The organism is Pseudomonas soli (assembly GCF_900110655.1).
Classification (GTDB): domain Bacteria; phylum Pseudomonadota; class Gammaproteobacteria; order Pseudomonadales; family Pseudomonadaceae; genus Aquipseudomonas; species Aquipseudomonas soli.
Window position 1 is genome coordinate 304383 of record NZ_FOEQ01000004.1, and the last position, 17556, is coordinate 321938.

Consider the following 17556-nt stretch of genomic DNA (forward strand, 5'->3'; position numbering starts at 1 on the left):
TTCAAACGTTCAATTAAACCCTGCGACTTTCGTCTATTTCCTACATAGGGCCGCGGCGCAGACGCTTTTGACTTCTGCCGGTCTGTGCTTCAGAGTGTGCGCCCTTCATAACAACATCCCCTGGTCCGGCCACTGCCTGCGCGCAGTCTGTCGCCGGAATACCCGCTTTTTGTCTGTCGTAACGAGGTTTGCACACCATGAATGCAGTGATTGCCGCGGTCGGGCTCATGCTGATCCTGAGCCTGTCCCGCGTGCATGTGGTCATCGCCCTGATCATCGGCGCCCTGGCCGGAGGCCTGGTCGGTGGGCTGGGTATCGAGGGCACGCTCAAGGCCTTCAATGGTGGCCTGGGTGGCGGTGCCACGGTGGCTTTGTCGTATGCGTTGCTCGGCGCCTTCGCGGTGGCCATCGCCAAGTCGGGCCTGGCCCATGCCCTGGCCGATCGGGCGCTGGCGATGATCGATCGCCAGGGCCATGCCGACGGTGGCAAGGTCAAGTGGCTGCTGATCGGCCTGATGCTGGTGGTGGCGGTGTCGTCGCAGAACATCCTGCCGATCCACATCGCCTTCATCCCGTTGCTGGTGCCGCCGCTGCTGTACGTGCTGACCCGTCTGCGCATCGACCGCCGGCTGATCGCCTGCGTGATCACCTTCGGCCTGATCACCCCGTACATGTTCCTGCCGGTCGGTTTCGGCAACATCTTCCTCAACGAGATCCTGCTGGCCAACGTCGCCCGCGCCGGTGTCGACGTGAGCGGGGTCAATGTCACCCACGCCATGGCCATTCCCGCCGCAGGCATGCTCGCCGGCCTGTTGCTGGCGGTGTTCTTCAGCTACCGAAAGAAACGTGACTACGACCTGGCGCGGATCGAGCAGGTCGAGCAAGTCAGCGTGCAGTACAACCCGGTGACCCTGCTGGTGGCCGCGGTGGCGATCGCCGCGGCATTCATCATCCAGCTGTGGCTGGACTCGATGATCATCGGCGCGATGGTCGGCTTCCTGATCTTCTCGCTGTCAGGCATCGTGCGTTGGAAGGACACCGACGACCTGTTCACCGAAGGCATGAAGATGATGGCGATGATCGGCTTCATCATGATCGCCGCCTCCGGCTTCGCCGAAGTGATGAAGGCCACCGGCGAGGTGAAAAGCCTGGTGGAGACCTCGGCGCAGTGGATCGAGCACAGCAAGGGCATTGGTGCCTTGCTGATGCTGCTGGTGGGTCTGTTGGTGACCATGGGCATCGGCTCGTCGTTCTCCACCGTGCCGATCCTGGCGGCGATCTTCGTGCCGCTGTGCGTGCAGCTGGGCTTCGATCCGCTGGCCACCGTGTGCATCGTCGGTACTGCCGGTGCCCTGGGTGATGCCGGTTCGCCGGCTTCGGACTCGACCCTGGGGCCGACCTCCGGGCTGAACGTGGATGGCCAGCACCACCATATCTGGGACACCGTGGTGCCGACGTTCCTGCACTACAACCTACCGCTGCTGGCGTTTGGCTGGTTTGCGGCGATGACGCTCTGATTCCGAGGGGCCAGCGTGGGAGCGGGCTAGCCCCGCGATCACCGGCGAAGCCGGTGCCATATGGTGCATCGCTCCCACGCGCCGCTGGGGAGCACAGGCGGCCCCTGGTCAGCCGCGGGTCGGCGCTGGCACGATGCGGTTGAGGACGGTACTGCCGTCCTTGCTGCGGGTCAGGTACACCGGCAGCACCTTGGGCAGCGTGTCGACCAGGCGTTCGACCTCGCGGGTGCTGTAGACGCCACTGATGCGAATGCTCGCGGTGCTGTCGTCGGCCAGCATCAGCGGCTTGTCCAGGTAGCGATTGATCACTGGCAACGCCTGGCCGAGGCTGAGGTTGTCCAGCACCAGCCTGCCACTGCGCCAGGCCAGGCTGTTGGCGTAGTCGTCGCTCTGGTTCAGCTCGGGCTCGAAATCGCCCTTGTGGTAGCTGGCCTGCATGCCCGGGCCAAGGCGATAGCCGCCGGCGTTGCCACCGCTGCTGACCAGCACCGAACCTTCCACCAGCGTCACCTTGACCTGGTCTTCGTATTTCCACACGTTGAACTGGGTCCCGGTGACCCGGGTCTGGCCGTTTGCGGCGTGGACGATGAACGGGTGGCTGCTGTCGTGGGTGACCTTGAAGAACGCCTCGCCCTTGATCAGGGTGACTTGGCGCTCATCCTTGAAGTTGAGGAAGCGCAGCTCGCTGTGGAGATTCAGCTCGACGCTGCTGCCGTCGCTCAGACGCACCTGCCGCAGGTGGTCGCTGGCTTCGAAATGCTGGTAGCTGTTGGGCAGCCAACCCTGTTCCCAGCCGACCCAGCCGGCCAGCGGCAGGGCGAGCAGGGCGACAGCTGCGGCGGAGGCGAACGGGCGCCACTGGCGCGTCGCCACCGGGCGCCGCACGGGCAGCGGGACCACCTGGGCGCTGCGCGGCAGCAGGTCGGCGGTGTCCCAGATCTCCAGCATCGCCTGGTATTCCTCGGCATGCCGCGGGTCGGCCGCCAACCACTGGCCGAACGCCTCGCGCTCGACCGCCGTGCAATCGTCGGCGTGCAGGCGCATGCACCAATGCGCGGCGGCATCGGTGATTGCATCGTCTTCGCTTGGAATGTGGCGGTCGTGGTTCATCGCGGCTCCCGGTTTTGCGGCATTCTACCCCCGGGCGGGGGTTCCGAGAACGAGTTAATGGCGAATGACTATCAATTGTGCAGTTTTTCGTCGTATCTGCGGTTGGATTTCATCTGCGACTGGGCAGGCACTTCGTGAGCATCGACAAGGGCGGTAGCGCCAAGCCTTGACTTTTTCTCGCGCCACACGCTAGTTTCCCAGCCCATGAACCTATTCCCGCAGTACAGCGCCCTCAGCATTATTACCGCCATTATCAGATTGGCGGGCTAGCGCACACATGCACTGAACCCGCCCTGGAGGCGGGTTTCTTCTCTCTGACTCCTGGGCACGACAAAAAAACCAGGAGTCATCGATGACCAGTTTCAGCGCCACCCCTCGCACCCCGGCAACCCCCCGGCAACTGCTGTCCGAGCAAGTGCGCCGGATTCTCTCGGCGCCGGTCTACGACCTGGCCATCGAAACCCCCTTGCAAGCGGCGCCGGCCCTGTCGGCCAGCCTGGGCAACCAGGTCCTGCTCAAGCGCGAAGACCTGCAACCGACGTTCTCCTTCAAGATCCGCGGCGCCTACACCCGTCTGTCACGGCTGACTCCCGAACAGCGCGCCCGCGGCGTGATCACCGCTTCGGCCGGCAACCATGCCCAGGGTGTGGCCCTGGCCGCGTCGCACCTGGGCATCAAGGCCACCATCGTCATGCCGACCACCACCCCTTCGCTCAAGGTCGAAGGCGTGCGCTCACGGGGTGGCCATGTGGTGCTGCACGGCGAGAGCTTCCCGCACGCATTGGCCCATGCCCTGCAACTGGCCGATCGCGACGGCGCCACCTTCGTACCGCCGTTCGACGATCCCGACGTCATCGCCGGCCAGGGTACCGTGGCCATGGAGATCCTGCGCCAGCACCCGGGCCCGTTGCATGCGATCTTCGTCCCCGTCGGCGGCGGTGGCCTGGTCGCCGGGATCGCCGCCTACGTCAAGTACCTGCGCCCGGAGGTCAAGGTGATCGGCGTCGAACCGCAAGACTCCAACTGCCTGCAGGCCGCAATGGCCGCAGGCGAGCGGGTGGTCCTGCCGCAGGTCGGCACCTTTGCCGACGGGGTGGCGGTGGCGCAGGTGGGGGCGCACTGCTTCGAGCTGTGTCGCCACTTCGTCGACGAGGTGGTGACGGTCGGCAGCGATGAACTGTGTGCCGCGATCAAGGACATCTACGACGACACCCGCTCGATCACCGAGCCTTCCGGGGCCCTGGCAGTGGCCGGTATCAAGCGCTACGTGGCGCGCGAAGGGCTGCAAGGGCAGACCCTGGTGGCCATCGACTCGGGCGCTAACGTCAACTTCGACCGCCTGCGCCACGTGGCCGAGCGCGCCGAACTGGGCGAGCAGCGCGAGGCGATCATCGCCGTGACCATCCCCGAGCGTCCCGGCAGTTTCCGCGCGTTCTGCCTGGCCCTGGGCAAGCGCCAGATCACCGAGTTCAACTATCGCTACTACCCTGGCAAGGAGGCGCGCCTGTTCGTCGGCGTGCAGACCCACCCGCAGCAGGATCCGCGGCAACAGTTGCTGGCCAGCCTGGGCGAACAGGGCTACCAGGTGCTCGACCTGACCGACAACGAACTGGCCAAGCTGCATGTGCGCCACACCGTCGGCGGCCACGCGGCACCCGGCGCCGGCGAGCGCGTGCTGCGCTTCGAGTTCCCCGAGCGCCCGGGCGCATTGCTGGGGTTCCTCGAACGCTTGGGCAAGCGCTGGAACATCAGCCTGTTCCACTACCGCAACCACGGCGCGGCACAAGCGCGGGTGTTCGCCGGGCTGGAAGTGCCCGAGGACGAGCTGGCCGGGCTGCCACGGGCACTGGACGAGATGGGGTACCAGTACTGGGACGAGACGGAGAACCCGGCGTATCGGTTGTTCATGGGGTAGGCCGGCTTGCGCTGGATCAATGCCCACCTGTCCATTCCGGCGGATGCTGACAACCTACCGTCAGCCTGAGAGGACCCCGGCCATGAGCAGAACGTTCTTCATCCCCGCCGTAAACATCATGGGCATCGACTGCCTGGAAGAGGCGATGGCGGCGATTGCCGGCTACGGCCTGCGCAAGGCGCTGATCGTCACCGACGTCGGGCTGGCCAAGGCCGGTGTGGCCGAGCGCATAGCCGGCATGCTGGCCATGCGCGACATCGATTCGCGGGTCTTCGACGGCGCCAAGCCCAACCCGAGCATCGCCAACGTCGAGACGGGCCTGGCGATGCTGCGTCGCGAGGGCTGCGACTGCGTGATCTCCCTGGGCGGTGGCTCGCCCCACGACTGCGCCAAGGGCATCGCGCTGTGCGCCACCAACGGCGGGCATATCAGCGACTACGAGGGCGTTGACCGCTCGAGCAAGCCGCAGCTGCCGCTGATCGCGATCAACACCACGGCGGGCACCGCCAGCGAGATGACTCGCTTCTGCATCATCACCGACGAGGCGCGCCACGTGAAAATGGCCATCGTCGACCGCAACGTCACGCCGATCCTGTCGGTGAACGATCCGGCGCTGATGGTCGGCATGCCCAAGGGGCTCACCGCGGCCACGGGCATGGATGCCTTGACCCACGCCATCGAGGCCTATGTGTCCACCGCCGCCACGCCGATCACCGATGCCTGCGCGCTGAAGGCCATCAGTCTGGTCAGTGCCAACCTGCGCCAGGCGGTTGCCGACGGCGGTGACCTGGTGGCGCGGGAGAACATGGCCTACGCCCAGTTCCTCGCGGGCATGGCGTTCAACAATGCCTCGCTGGGCTATGTACATGCCATGGCCCACCAGCTGGGTGGCTTCTACGACTTGCCCCATGGCGTGTGCAACGCGGTGCTGCTGCCCCATGTGCAGCGCTTCAATGCCAAGGTCAGCGCCGCGCGCCTGCGTGATGTGGCCAAGGCCATGGGGGTGAAGGTCTGCGCGCTGGACGCCGAGCAGGGGGCCGGCGCTGCGATTTCGGCCATCGAGCACCTGGCGGCGGCCATCGGCATCCCGGCCGGGCTGGCGGAACTGGGGGCCAAGGTCGAGGATGTACCGGTGCTGGCGGCCAATGCGTTGAAGGATGCCTGCGGGCTGACCAATCCACGGGTGGCCAGCCAGGTGGAGATCGAAACGATCTTCAAGGCGGCGTTCTAGGGTCTGTACGAAATGTGTCTGCGCGAAGGCCAGACAAGGCGAAACGGGGGAGGAACGGCCGGGGTCGCGCCCGACTGTACTGGAGTACATGAGCATTCCGAGCCCCGTTTCAATGCAGTATGGGCGAGTGCAGATGCATTTCGCACAGAGCCTGGCCTGGTCGAGTCATCGCGGGGCAGGCCCGCTCCCACAAGGGCCGCGAGGGCTGGCTCTTGTGAGACTTCCCTTCAGCGTTCGCGCATGAAGAACCCGGCCACATACTTGCGGAAGGTGTCCAGGCTCTTGAAGTCGGCATAGCGCTTGAAATTCTCGGCATCCGGCTCGGGCCCGATCGGCTGCTCCAGCAGCGACACCGACAGTACCCGGTCCTGGTCCGACGTCAGCACCAGTTCATCCATCACCTGGCCGCCGATCACCGGGCGGCGCATCAGCACCTTGACGCCCTTGCCGGCCATCCAGTCGATCAGCGACACCAGCGCCTTGAGCGGCTCGCGTTCTTCATCGCGGTACACCGGGAACAGATGCCCGCGCGATAGCACCGGCACGCTGGCGACGTGGATCAATTCGTAGAAATGGCTGCCGGCGGTGGCCGGAGAGTACAGCGCAAGGGCCAGCAGTGGCCCGCTGGCGCGGTTACCGCCCCAGTACTGGTGGTGGCCCTGGAAGTCGAAGCCATCCTCGCTGCGGTTGTTGAACAACTTGCGCCCCTTGACTTGGTCCACGCAGTCGAGCAGCAGGCCGTGCCGACGGTGGTTGCCGAACACCGTGGCCTCGCGCAGGCGCGCCTTGAGCATCATCATGTGCTTCATGTCCAGGCGGGTTTCCAGGTAGTTGCTGGCGGGCACCCGCTCCAGCAGCGGGTAGCGGCTGGCGACAGTGCGCAGGTCGGCGAACTGCGCGGTGAGGTCCTTTTTTAGGTGGGTGGCGTAGACGTTCAGGCCGCTGGCCTCGATCCAGGTCAGCAGCAGCGACAGCAGGCGCTGCTGTTCGCGGCGCTCGCCGGGCTCGCGCGGCGTTGCGGGTGCCTCGCCGTCACTGGCGCGGCGATAGTCGCCGAGCAGGCGCAGTGGCGCATCCGGCGCCAGCCAGGCGGCCGGGGCGGCGTTTTCATCGGCGCGTTCGCCGGCCTCACGCTCATCCTTGCTGAACGGGCAGCCTGGGGTGTGCTCGGGAGTTTCGGGGTTGTTGCGCAGGAACAGGGTGCCGGTGCTGCCGTTCAACGAGACGTTGAGCACCGGCAGGGCATCCTTGCGGCAGTCGCAGGCCAGCCATTGGTTGGCGCTGCGTATCTTCATCAGCCATTGGTTAGCCTGCAACAGGCGCGGGCCGGTGAGGGTGCCACGGGCAAAGTCCACCAGCAGTTCGTCCTCTGCCGGGGTCAGGCTGCGCACCAGGGCGCCGGATTTTTCGATGATTCGCATTGAGGGGCAGCTCCAAGCTACAAGCCTCAAGCTTCAAGCAAAGCGCGGCGGCTTTCAACTTGAAGCTTGCGGCCTGGAGCCCGCCGCTCACTGGCCGCCGAACAGTTTGGCGGCACGGGCACGGATTTCCTCGGGGCTGAGGTCTTCCTTGTGGGTGGAGACGAACCACATGTTGTTGAACGGATCCTTCAGGGTGCCGCTGCGGTCGCCGTAGAACTGGTCCTGGACTTCACGTATTGCTATCGCGCCAGCGCTCAAGGCCTGGGCATAGACTTTGTCGCAGTCCTCGACATACAGGTGCAGACCGACTGCGGGAGTCTCGATGGTCTCGCTGGGCTTGAGGCCGCCCTCCATGTCGCAGGGCGAGCCGAGCATCAGCGAGGAGTCGCCGATTTTCAACTCGGCATGGCCTATGCTGCCGTCAGGGCCTTCGAGGCGGAACATCTCGACGGCGCCAAAGGCCTTCTTGTAGAACTCGATGGCCTTGGCGGCGTCCTTGATGCCGAGATACGGGGTCAGGCTGTGCTGGCCTTCGGGGATGGGCTTGGCTGCCATTTGCGTAATCTCCTTTCACGTGGGGTGGGTTGCAACGCCGTGGTGATTAGAGTCGCTCATGAGCCTGGAAAATCGACACTTGCTTTATATCGATTCTCTATAAAAACAATGGGCTGCGCAGCACCCCCGATCAGGCGAATTGTTCAGAAGATGTAGTCGGTGGTCAGGAAGCTCGACTGCCGGTTGCGGATAATCTCGCTGATCAACTCCTTGTTCGCTTGCTGGAACTTGGTAGCGACCAAGGTGCGAATGGAGAACACGCGCAATGCGTCATGCACCGACAAGGTCCCTTCGGCGCTGTTCTTGCGGCCGTTGAACGGATAGGTATCCGGCCCACGCTGGCACTGGGCGTTGAGGTTGATCCGGCCGACCTGGTTGGCGAAGGTATCGACCAGCGCGCCGATGGTCTGCGGGTCGTTGCCGAACAGGCTTAGCTGCTGGCCGTAGTCGGAGTCGAGCACGTAGTCGATCACAGTCTGCAGGTCACGGTAGGGCACCACTGGTACCAGCGGGCCGAACTGCTCCTCGTGGTAGACGCGCATGTCCTGGCTGACAGGGTAGAGCAGGGCGGGGTAGAAGAACGAGCCTCGGCTTTGCCCACCCCCTTCATTGAGCACCCTGGCACCCTTGGCGGTGGCATCGGCCACCAGGCTGTCGAGGTAGTCGAGCTTGCCGGGTTCCGGCAGCGGCGTCAGCGCCACGTCGGGCTCCCAGGGCATGCCGGGCTTGAGCGCGGCGAGCTTGCGCTGAAACTTGTCGAGGAATGCCTCGACCACGTCCTCGTGGACGAACAGGATCTTCAACGCGGTGCAACGCTGGCCGTTGAACGACAGGGCGCCGGTGACGGCCTCTTCGACGGCGTTGTCGAGGTCGACCTGGGGCAGGACGATGCCGGGGTTCTTGGCGTCCAGGCCCAGCGCCGCGCGCAGGCGGTGCGGGCGTGGGTGGAGCTTCTTCAAGTCGCTGGCGGCCTTGTGGGTGCCGATGAAAGCGAACACGTCGACCTTGCCGCTGGCCATCAGCGCACTGACGGTCTCGCGGCCGCGCCCGTAGATGACGTTGATCACCCCGGGCGGGAAGCTGTCACGGAAGGCTTCGAGCAATGGGCGGATCAGCAGCACGCCGAACTTGGCCGGCTTGAACACCACGGTGTTGCCCATGATCAGCGCCGGGATCAGCGTGGTGAAGGTTTCGTTGAGCGGGTAGTTGTACGGGCCCATGCACAGCGCCACGCCCAGCGGGGCGCGGCGGATCTGGCCAAGGGTGCCCTGTTCGAGCTCGAAGCGGCTGGAGCGACGGTCGAGGTCCTTGAGCGCCTCGATGGTGTCGACGATGTAGTCGCAGGTGCGGTCGAACTCCTTCTCCGAATCCTTGAGGTTCTTGCCGATCTCCCACATAAGCAGTTTGACCACCGCCGTGCGCTGCTCGCGCATGCGCGCCAGGAAGGTTTCGACATGCCCGATACGCTCGGCCACGCGCATGTTCGGCCAGGCACCGCGGCCCTTGTCGTAGGCGGCCACGGCCGCGTCGAGGGCGGTGAGCGCCGTTTCGGCGTCGAGCAGGGGGGCGCTGCCGAGGATGACCTGGCGCTCACTGCCGCCTTCCTTGAGCCAGACCGGGCTGCGCACGGTGGCCAAGGGGCCGTCCCAGTGCCGCAGCTCACCGTTGACCAGATAGTCACGTTGCTCCAGGGGCGAGCCAAGGCGCCAGGCTTCGGGGATATCCTCGAGGGTGGGGAACAGCGAGTCGAGCAGACGGTCCATGGGTAATGCACCTCTCAAATCCGGATGATGAAACGCTTCAGCTTGCGAGCATGCGCCGACCATCATCAAATTACCAGCCTGGAGCCGTCGTTGCCGATCATTCCTCGAACGGCGGCGGGAACGTCTCGGCCTCCAGCAGCCTCATGGCACCGATCGCCAGGCCATAATCCATGACTCGCGGATCTGCAAAAGTGCGCAGCCGCTGCCACAATCGGGCTTGATCATAGTCCGGCTGATCCTGCAGTCCACGTAGCTCGCGCCGGTATTGCAGCGGCAGTGCGTTCCAGATGGTCCAGTCGCCGGCATCGGTATGCTCCAGCATTTCCTCGTAGTCGGCGTCGGCAACCAGCAAGTCGATACCATGCTGTACGTAATAGGCCTGGATCTGCTGGCTGACCCGCTCGCTGAGGTCGGGGCTTTCCAGCCACAGGTTCTGGGCCGCCACCCTCGATAGCTGAAGATCCTGCGGCAAGCTGGCGAAGCGGTTGTCTCGCAGGTCGAAGACGACGGGTCGCCAATCTTCATCGCTACGAATACCGTTGGGCCAATCGACGAGTTCGCAACTGTTGAGGTTGAGCACATCCAGTTCGCGCAGGCGGTTGAGGTCGGGGCTGCGGGCCAGCGGGTTGTGCGACAAGTCCAGCATTCGAAGCGCGCCAAGACGATCCAGAGCGGCTTGGTTCGCGTCGTTCCAGACCAGGTTGTTACCCTGCATGTCGAGCCACTCCAATGTCTGCGGCACGGCAATTGCTGGCAACTGCTCGAAACCGCAACCGACCAGATGCATGCGTTGCAACCTTGGGAACCGTTCCAGAAACTCGGCAGGCAATTGGCTCAAGCCGGGGTTCGCGCCCAGGTCGACTCGCTCGATATGGGTAAAACGGTCTGGCAATGCCAGGGCCGCCAAGTCCTCGTTGGTCAGTGCCAGGTCGACCAGGCTGATCTGGTGAATGGCAAGCCGTTCCTCTTGGGAAAACTCCGTCATGCGCTGCCAGTTGCTGACCAACCTTCGCCCGGCGGCATGGCGCAATGGGTCATTGCCGGCCCAATCGCGCATCTGGTCACGGAACTCCCGCAACTGTTGTTCTAAATCTCCAAGTTGCCGTTCCGGACTCAGGCCGGCCTCGAGCCACTGGCTCAACTGTTCGTTGACCTGGTAGTCCGCGGCCTCAGGGTACAGCTGTCGGTAGCGGCGAAAGAGCGCGCCGACTTCGATGCGGGGGGGCTCAAGCGCTGGCTCCTCCATGCCGCCAGGTAACCGGCCGCGCTTGCCCCATCCAGGCAAATGACTGCCCAGCAGGCGTCTGGCCGCGGCGGGCTCGGCCAGGACCAGGCGGTGAATCCGTCGGCGCAGTTCATCGACTCCGCTGGCGGCCATGCCCAGGGCCTGGCGGTCAACCGAAGACAACGCTTGCAAGATCGCTCGACACAAATCGGTGTCTTGCCTGAGCGCGACAGGGCGCTCGCCCAGGTAGGCTTCGTAACCGTCACCTGTCTTGAGCACAATGCAGGTACGGCTGGCATTTTCGGCTCCGGCGCTAAGCAGCACAGGCCCTGCGGGGGACGCCGCGCGTAGCTCGAGGCGCAGTTCGGTGGGCCAGCCCGGTAGATCGGCCATGGCCATCACGATCAAACGCTCACTGTGCACGTTGGCCAGCTCGGGAATGTGCAGGCCTTCCAGTGCGGCTTGCTCGACGCCTTCACTGGCCTTGGCATGGGGCAGGCGTTCGAGTGTCGCGCGCAGTGCGGTGGGGGGTGGGTTGTTTGCCAGGTGCAACTGGCGTAGAGCTGCGGTGTTCAGGCCATTGGCCCTGGCAGCGCCTTCGAGCGCCGCGTCCGGTAAGTGTTGCAGGCGGCTGTCCAGGCGCCGGACCAAGGTCGCCAGCGCCCAGTCGCGGGGTTGCTCATGGCTGCCGCGCCAGGCGCCGGCGCCATTGTGCTTGAGGGGCGGCTGGAAGGCGGCGCCGTCTTCGGGGTGCACGATGCGCCATTGTGCCTGGCGAATATCCAGGCGCTGCTCGTAGAGGTGTCCATCCATGCGCATGAAGTGCCGGCCCTGGTGCAGGAACTGCCCCTGTGCATTGGCTTCGAGTTCCGCCGGCAGCACCACCGCACTGCGGTAGTGGGTCAGGTCGGGTCGCCACAGGCGTTGGCTGCCGTCTTCGAGCATGACCGGGTCAAGGCTCTCCAGCAACGGGCTGGTTGCCAGGCGGCTCAGCGCTTTGCCCGTCATGTGCAGCCCGCCGATCACCGCCAGGTTGAGGGCTACCGACTTGAGATGGCCGAAGGCTTGTTCCCGGTCACCGACCTGCCATGCCTCATAGCCTTCGTAGGCTTCATCCAGCAGTTGATAGGCCACCACTGCGGTCATGATCGTACCCAGCATGGGGACGAACAGGCCGGCGATCATCAGCATGTCGAGGCCGGCGCTGTCCCAGAGTGCCTCGCGCGCTTTGCGGGCCTGCTCGTCGGCCAGTGCGGTGGGCACTGCCACTTGCAGGGCTTCGTGCTTCAAGCGTGACACGTGATCATCGTGAAGAAACTCATACAGGTTGGCATTGATCGGTACGCGGCGCATGTGCAGGTCGCCCCCGGCATTCTGTCGCAGCCGGCTGGCAAAGGGGCCTTGCGCCTCGCGGGGCACATAGTCCATGAAGCCTTGGCGAAACGACGGCTGCTGCAGTTCGCTGTGCAGTTGCCGGTGCAAGGCATCGAGGTTGTCGAAGCCGCGCAGGCTGTCGACGTGACCCGGTAGAAAGAGCAGCATGCCCGCTGTACCGGCATCGATCAGGATTGCCTCGTGCAGGGTGATGCCGAGCAGGCTCAGTTGACTGCAGGCCAGCGCCTTCCCATCGTCGAGCAACGCCTGTACCGCGTCCCAACCTTTACCGTCCAGCTGATTGCGTAGGCGCGCCAAGTCTGCCGCCAGGCGCAGGCGGGCCTTATGAACGGCGCCCGCCGCCTGGTGAACGGGCGGGGGCGTGAACAAGGCATCGAGATGGGCCTGGTAACGCTGGCCGATATCCAGTTCACGGCAGGTGGTGGCAAAGGCCGCTGGTGACAGGGCAAGCGGCTTGATCCGGACCTGTTCGCTGGGCAACTCGATATCGACTTCGGTGTCGCTGTCGCCCAGCGTGGTCTTACCGGTGACGAGGCCCTCGCGCACTTGCCAATCGCCTTCCAGGGCCAGCGCGCTGTGGCGATCAAAGGTGAAGGTTTCAGCGAAGTTCTGCAGGGCGGCCTGCAGCAGGCCACGGTGTTCGTGGCGCGTGGTATAGACCTGGAAGGTATAGAGTCGCTTGACCACGATCAGTGATGTACTGCGCAGCGGCGTGATCAAGCCGTGCTGCATGCGCAGGCGTTCGGTGAGCAGAGGTTCGGCGAATTCGGTGATGTTCTGCAAACCCCGCAGATGCCTGGCTAATGTGCGTTGGCTGCGCATCAGGCTAGCCTGGCTGACCTCGACTGCTTCGCGCAGATGCGGCGCGGCGTTGGCGAACCAGGCCGCCTCGCTGTCGGGCAGGCCCTGGGAAGGCAGGATGCTTTCGTGCAGCCGCTGCCAGTGTTCCGGCGTGGCCTTCCGTGTCCAGGCCGGCAGGCGGCGCTCAAGGATGTGCTGGTGCGGGTTGGGGGTATCCACTGTCATGTTCGGCTCCTCGCAAAACGCACATCAAAGCTGTCGCGGTGCCAGCGTCGGTGGTGCATATGCATCCCGGACCGCGGCCTGGCAAAACGGGGCTCAATAATGGCCGCGCAACGCCGATAACCCCTAAATCGACTGCCATCGCCTGCCTATGACCATTCCCCAGAACCCTTCTGAACCGACGCACCTTCCATCCGGAACCTTGCGTCGCACGCTAAACCGCCTGCTGCCGGTCGGCCTGGCGCTGGTGGGCATTGGCCTGTCGGTCGCCCTGGGCCACCTTGACGCGCAGCGCGAACGCAGTGAGCAACTGGGCAACCTTGCGGCCCACCTGGCGGGGATGCGCGGTGCGTTGGAGGCACAGTTGGGCGCGGCGTTCGGCGAGGCTGAAGGTATCGCCCAACTGATCAGTGCCGACGGCGGCATCAGCCCCGCGCACTTTCATGGAATGGCCCGCGATGCCTTGCAGTCGGTGCGCTACATGCGCCATATCGCGCTGGCGCCGGGAGATGTGATCAGCGACGTCTACCCGTTGTCCGGCAACGAGCGGCTGATTGGGCTGGACTACCGTCAGCTGCCGGACCAGTTTCCCCTGCTGCGCGCGGCCCGCGACCAAGCCCATCCGGTGCTGGCCGGGCCGCTGCAGCTGTATCAGGGCGGGCGGGTGCTGATCTACCGACGGCCGGTGTTCGTCACCGGCAAACGGGGTGTGCGGTTCTACTGGGGCAATGTGTCGATCGTTGCCGATATCGACCGTTTGCTGCTTACCGCCGGATTGCGCCCGGATACCGAGTTCGAGCTGGCCGTGCGCGGAGGCGACGGCAAGGGCGCCGAAGGTACGCTGATCTGGGGCGATTCACGGCTGTTCGACGACCCGCAGGTGAAAACGACGGTGGAGGTGCCGGGTGGGCTCTGGCAACTGGTCGCCGCGCCACGCGGTGGCTGGTCGGGTCTGGACTTGTTCGGCTCGCCGCTGTTCTTGTTCGCCTTGGGCTGCACAGGTGTGTTCAGCCTGTTCGTCGCGCAGCTCAATCGCAAGCAGCGGCTGCTCGAACAACGTAACCGCGAGCTGCACCGCTACCAGGCCCAGCTTGAACGCCTGGCCCACTACGACACCATCACCGGGCTGCCCAATCGCATCCTGTTTCAGCAGCAACTCAGCACAGCCATCCTGCAGGGCCATGGCCTGGCGGTGCTGATGCTCGACATCGACGGATTCAAGCAGGTCAACGATAGCCTGGGGCACCCGATGGGCGACCTGCTGTTGCAGCAGGCGACCGCGCGCTTCCTCCAGGAACTGGACAGCCAGGACCGGCTCTGCCGCCTGGGCGGCGACGAGTTCGTGTTCATGCTGCAAGGTGCCCAGGGGCAGGTGAACCAGCAGGTTCGCGCCTTGCTGCGGTGCCTGCAGCGGCCATTCGACCTCAATGGCAACGCCGCCTTGGTCACCGGCAGCATCGGTCTGGCCTGGTGCCCGCAACATGGCGAGGACGCCGATAGCTTGTTGCGCCATGCCGACACGGCCATGTACGCCGCCAAGGAAGCCGGCCGCGATGCCTGGCGGCCTTATCACCCGGACATGACCGAGCGCCTGCAGCAGCGTCTGGAGCTGGAGCGCAATCTGCGCCGGGCGCTGGAGCACAACGAGTTCGAGCTGTGGTATCAGCCCAAGGTCGATCTGTTCAGCGGGCAGCTAGAAGGCGTCGAGGCCCTGTTGCGTTGGCGCGACCCGGAGCATGGCCTGGTCTCGCCCGGGGCGTTCATTCCCCTGGCTGAGCGCACCGGCCTGATCATCCCTCTCGGAGAGCGCGTGCTGGAGCTTGCCTGCGCCCAGTTGGCCGAATGGCGTGCCGATGACGGCTTGCCCGGGCCGCTGGCGATCAACGTTGCGGCCCTGCAGATCGAGCGCAGCGACTATGTGACCAGCCTCGCCTCGGCGCTGGAGCGCCATGGTCTGCCAGCCAACCTGCTGGAAGTGGAAATCACCGAGAGCCTGTTGATGGAGAGCCAGCAACAGGCTTGCGCGGTGCTGGCGCAGCTGCAGGCCATGGGCGTGGCAACGGCGGTGGACGACTTCGGTACCGGCTATTCGTCACTGGCCTACCTGCGCGCGCTGCCAATCGACCACCTGAAGATCGACCGCGCCTTCATCAAGGACCTGCCCGGGGACGACGACGCGGTGGCCATCGCCCGGGCGATCATCGATCTCGGGCATGCCCTGGGGTTTCGCATCACCGCCGAAGGCATCGAGACCCAAGAGCAGTACGACTTCCTGCGCCACGCCGGTTGCGACCAGGGGCAGGGTTTCCTGCTCGGGCGGCCGATGCCGGCCGAGGCGTTGCGCGGTTGGCTGGCCGAGAACCACGAGCGCCGGCATCGGCCGCCGGGGCGGTAGCGATAGGGTTTCCGTCGACACAGGTTTGCCGCTCGGTTTCACAGGCGCAGCACTTCTGACGTCGGACACCCGGCGGCCATCAACTCATCTCCTCCTGCATGCCCAGGCTCGCATAGCCCACCCGCGGCACTTGCCCCAGGCGCTGCTCGACCAACGCCAGCAGCGATTCGCCGCTGGCCAGGTAGGCATCACCGAAGTCGTGCCCGCCCAGCGCGCTGGGATGGGCTACGACCTCCAGCACGCCGTGCGAGGGGGCCAATCCGGCCTTGAGGTCGGCCGGGGTGCAGACGAAATCGGCGGTGCTCCCGGCGAGCTGGCGCAGGCGGCGGTTGAGCAGGCTCTTGAACAGGCGCTTGGCCGGCCCGATGTTGTGCCCCACATTGCGCGCCAGCCGGATCGGAACCCCTTGGGCGCGGGCGAAACGGGCGACAATGACGCCCACCGGCCAGATGTTGTGCACGTGTTGGTGGGAATCCAGGTGGCTGGGCATCAGGCCATGGTCAAGGCAGTGTTGCCACTGGGCCTGCAGCTCTGCTTGCACGGCGGCCCGCTCGCGTCGCGACAAGCGCAGGGTGCGTTGTTTAAGGCGCAGGTCGAATTCGCCATGGGGCGTGCACAGGCGCGGCTCGGCGAGGATCGCCTTGCTCAGCGGGCGGCCATAGGTGAGGTTGAAGTGCAATCCCACGCGTCCTTTGAGCGTTGGTTGCTGGGCCAGCGAGCAGGCGCTAGCGAAGGCCGGCATGTTGGCCATGGCGGTGGCAGAGCTGATCAGCCCGGCCTGGAAGGCATGAAGGATGACTGCGTTGGTGTGGGCGCTGAGGCCGAAATCGTCAGCGTTGACTATGACCTGGGATGGCATCCGGGCGCTCCTGTGGCGGGGTGGGGGCGACAATGTCGGCTGCGGGGTGTGGCGGCTGTCTGCGCAAGCGGGGTTTGAGCCAGTGCCAGCAGCGAAGCGCCAGGCCCAGTAGCACGCCGTCGGGGCGCCAGCTGTAGCTGCTCAGACGCCACTGTTCGACCTGACCGGTCATGCGCTCGTGCAACTGGTGGCTGGAGTTGTCCAGGCTGACCCGCGAGGCGTCGACCCACTTCCAGTCTTCGTCCAGGCCCCAGTGGATCCATTCCTCGAGCAGCACGCGGCCGCTGCCCAGGTCACGGTGTTCGGGGACGAAGGCTAGGTTGTAGTCGTAGATTCGGCCGCGCTCCAACAGGCCCAGGCGGTAACTGATGCAGCGCCCCTCCAGTTCCAGCAGTACCAGGCACACCAGGCCCTCTCCGGCCAGGGCGGTGAAGGCCTTGTACATCCATGGGCGACGCAGGGGGCCGGAGAAGATGCCGACCTCGTCGTCGCCTTTCCAGCTGGTCGCTTCGACGGCGCTGATGGCGTCGAGCAGTTCACCCATGTTCTCGGGAGTGGCGACGACCCGGCGCACGCTGGCACCGCAGGCCTTGATGCGTTTGCGCGCGCGGCGCAGCTTGTAGCGCGGGTCGCCGCTGACTTCCTGGCGGTCCTGCTCGTTGATGCGGTGCACCGGCACCCGGCAGGTCAGGCGCTGCTGCCAGGTCGAGCTGGCGCCGGCCCACTGGCGCAGCCAGCCATCGTGCTCGGTGTTGTCCGGTACCTCGCTCAATTGCAGCAAGGCATGCGGTAGCCGCTTGCGTATGGCCTGCAGGACCTGCTCGGCATATAGCGCCGGCAGGTCGATGAGCAGGGCAATGCGGTCGCTCAGTGGGTACCCCAGGTGGCGCACCACTGGGGCGAACAGCGGGCCGAAGGGTTCGCGCGCGCGTATCAGCGGCAGGCACAGGCACAGACGCTCGTCCTGATAGCCGAGCAGCACCTGCAGGCATTGGCCTGGCAGCAAGGCGGCCTCGGCGGCGCGCAGCCAGCCGAGATGGTTGAAAGGCGTACTGCCGGGCAGGCGCCTGCGCAGCGCCTCGTAGTCGGCGGCGGGAAAGTCGCCGGCGCCAAGCGAGGCGCACCATTTCAGTTGCAGGCCCATGGG

General features: G+C 65.3%; 11 protein-coding genes. 4 read left to right on the forward strand and 7 right to left on the reverse strand.

Annotated elements, in window-relative coordinates:
* The first annotated feature begins 197 nt into the window (after positions 1 to 197).
* The gene (locus BMY03_RS12425) at positions 198 to 1517 is read left to right on the forward strand and encodes a Na+/H+ antiporter family protein (RefSeq protein WP_094011217.1); all 1320 of its coding nucleotides are present in this window, start codon (positions 198 to 200) and stop codon (positions 1515 to 1517) included.
* A gap of 108 nt (positions 1518 to 1625) precedes the next feature.
* On the opposite strand, the gene BMY03_RS12430 is transcribed toward BMY03_RS12425, so the two are convergent.
* Positions 1626 to 2627, reverse strand: coding sequence for a FecR family protein (locus BMY03_RS12430; protein ID WP_094011218.1), 1002 nt, complete (start codon positions 2625 to 2627; stop codon positions 1626 to 1628).
* Positions 2628 to 2979: 352 nt separating this feature from the next.
* On the opposite strand from BMY03_RS12430, the gene ilvA reads away from it, so the two are divergent.
* A complete protein-coding gene (ilvA, locus tag BMY03_RS12435; protein ID WP_094011219.1) occupies positions 2980 to 4542 on the forward strand; it encodes a threonine ammonia-lyase, biosynthetic in 1563 nt (520 codons plus the stop codon).
* A gap of 82 nt (positions 4543 to 4624) precedes the next feature.
* Positions 4625 to 5773, forward strand: coding sequence for an L-threonine dehydrogenase (yiaY, locus tag BMY03_RS12440; protein ID WP_094011220.1), 1149 nt, complete (start codon positions 4625 to 4627; stop codon positions 5771 to 5773).
* A gap of 227 nt (positions 5774 to 6000) precedes the next feature.
* Here the strand turns inward: yiaY and BMY03_RS12445 are convergent, their stop codons facing one another.
* The 4 genes from BMY03_RS12445 to BMY03_RS12460 form a co-directional block, all read right to left on the reverse strand.
* On the reverse strand, positions 6001 to 7194 hold the full coding sequence (locus BMY03_RS12445; protein WP_094011221.1) for a hypothetical protein: 1194 nt from the start codon (positions 7192 to 7194) through the stop codon (positions 6001 to 6003).
* Positions 7195 to 7281: 87 nt separating this feature from the next.
* Complete coding sequence (locus BMY03_RS12450; RefSeq protein WP_038706019.1) at positions 7282 to 7749, reverse strand: VOC family protein; 468 nt, start codon at positions 7747 to 7749, stop codon at positions 7282 to 7284.
* Positions 7750 to 7892: 143 nt separating this feature from the next.
* Complete coding sequence (locus BMY03_RS12455) at positions 7893 to 9512, reverse strand: NADP-dependent glyceraldehyde-3-phosphate dehydrogenase (protein WP_094011222.1); 1620 nt, start codon at positions 9510 to 9512, stop codon at positions 7893 to 7895.
* A gap of 97 nt (positions 9513 to 9609) precedes the next feature.
* On the reverse strand, positions 9610 to 13158 hold the full coding sequence (locus BMY03_RS12460; protein ID WP_094011223.1) for a dermonecrotic toxin domain-containing protein: 3549 nt from the start codon (positions 13156 to 13158) through the stop codon (positions 9610 to 9612).
* A gap of 148 nt (positions 13159 to 13306) precedes the next feature.
* Here BMY03_RS12460 and BMY03_RS12465 point away from each other — a divergent pair, with 148 nt between their 5' ends.
* Positions 13307 to 15550: a putative bifunctional diguanylate cyclase/phosphodiesterase gene (locus BMY03_RS12465; protein WP_483312746.1), complete on the forward strand. Its 2244-nt coding sequence runs from the start codon at positions 13307 to 13309 to the stop codon at positions 15548 to 15550.
* Between the two features lie 79 nt (positions 15551 to 15629).
* Here BMY03_RS12465 and BMY03_RS12470 read toward each other — a convergent pair whose 3' ends face one another.
* The gene (locus tag BMY03_RS12470) at positions 15630 to 16409 is read right to left on the reverse strand and encodes a ChbG/HpnK family deacetylase (protein ID WP_038706022.1); all 780 of its coding nucleotides are present in this window, start codon (positions 16407 to 16409) and stop codon (positions 15630 to 15632) included.
* Positions 16381 to 17553, reverse strand: a complete 1173-nt coding sequence (locus tag BMY03_RS12475) for a GNAT family N-acetyltransferase (protein WP_094011224.1) — start codon at positions 17551 to 17553, stop codon at positions 16381 to 16383. The genes BMY03_RS12470 and BMY03_RS12475 overlap by 29 nt, the downstream gene beginning before the upstream one ends.
* Positions 17554 to 17556: the final 3 nt, after the last annotated feature.

Excerpts from the sequence above, each read along its gene's own strand:
- ilvA (WP_094011219.1), top strand. The coding sequence starts at position 2,980 with ATGACCAGTTTCAGCGCCACCCCTCGCACCCCGGCAACCCCCCGGCAA.
- BMY03_RS12425 (WP_094011217.1), top strand. The coding sequence starts at position 198 with ATGAATGCAGTGATTGCCGCGGTCGGGCTCATGCTGATCCTGAGCCTG.
- BMY03_RS12430 (WP_094011218.1), bottom strand. The coding sequence starts at position 2,627 with ATGAACCACGACCGCCACATTCCAAGCGAAGACGATGCAATCACCGAT.
- BMY03_RS12450 (WP_038706019.1), bottom strand. The coding sequence starts at position 7,749 with ATGGCAGCCAAGCCCATCCCCGAAGGCCAGCACAGCCTGACCCCGTAT.
- BMY03_RS12445 (WP_094011221.1), bottom strand. The coding sequence starts at position 7,194 with ATGCGAATCATCGAAAAATCCGGCGCCCTGGTGCGCAGCCTGACCCCG.
- BMY03_RS12475 (WP_094011224.1), bottom strand. The coding sequence starts at position 17,553 with ATGGGCCTGCAACTGAAATGGTGCGCCTCGCTTGGCGCCGGCGACTTT.
- BMY03_RS12460 (WP_094011223.1), bottom strand. The coding sequence starts at position 13,158 with ATGACAGTGGATACCCCCAACCCGCACCAGCACATCCTTGAGCGCCGC.
- yiaY (WP_094011220.1), top strand. The coding sequence starts at position 4,625 with ATGAGCAGAACGTTCTTCATCCCCGCCGTAAACATCATGGGCATCGAC.
- BMY03_RS12455 (WP_094011222.1), bottom strand. The coding sequence starts at position 9,512 with ATGGACCGTCTGCTCGACTCGCTGTTCCCCACCCTCGAGGATATCCCC.
- BMY03_RS12470 (WP_038706022.1), bottom strand. The coding sequence starts at position 16,409 with ATGCCATCCCAGGTCATAGTCAACGCTGACGATTTCGGCCTCAGCGCC.
- BMY03_RS12465 (WP_483312746.1), top strand. The coding sequence starts at position 13,307 with ATGACCATTCCCCAGAACCCTTCTGAACCGACGCACCTTCCATCCGGA.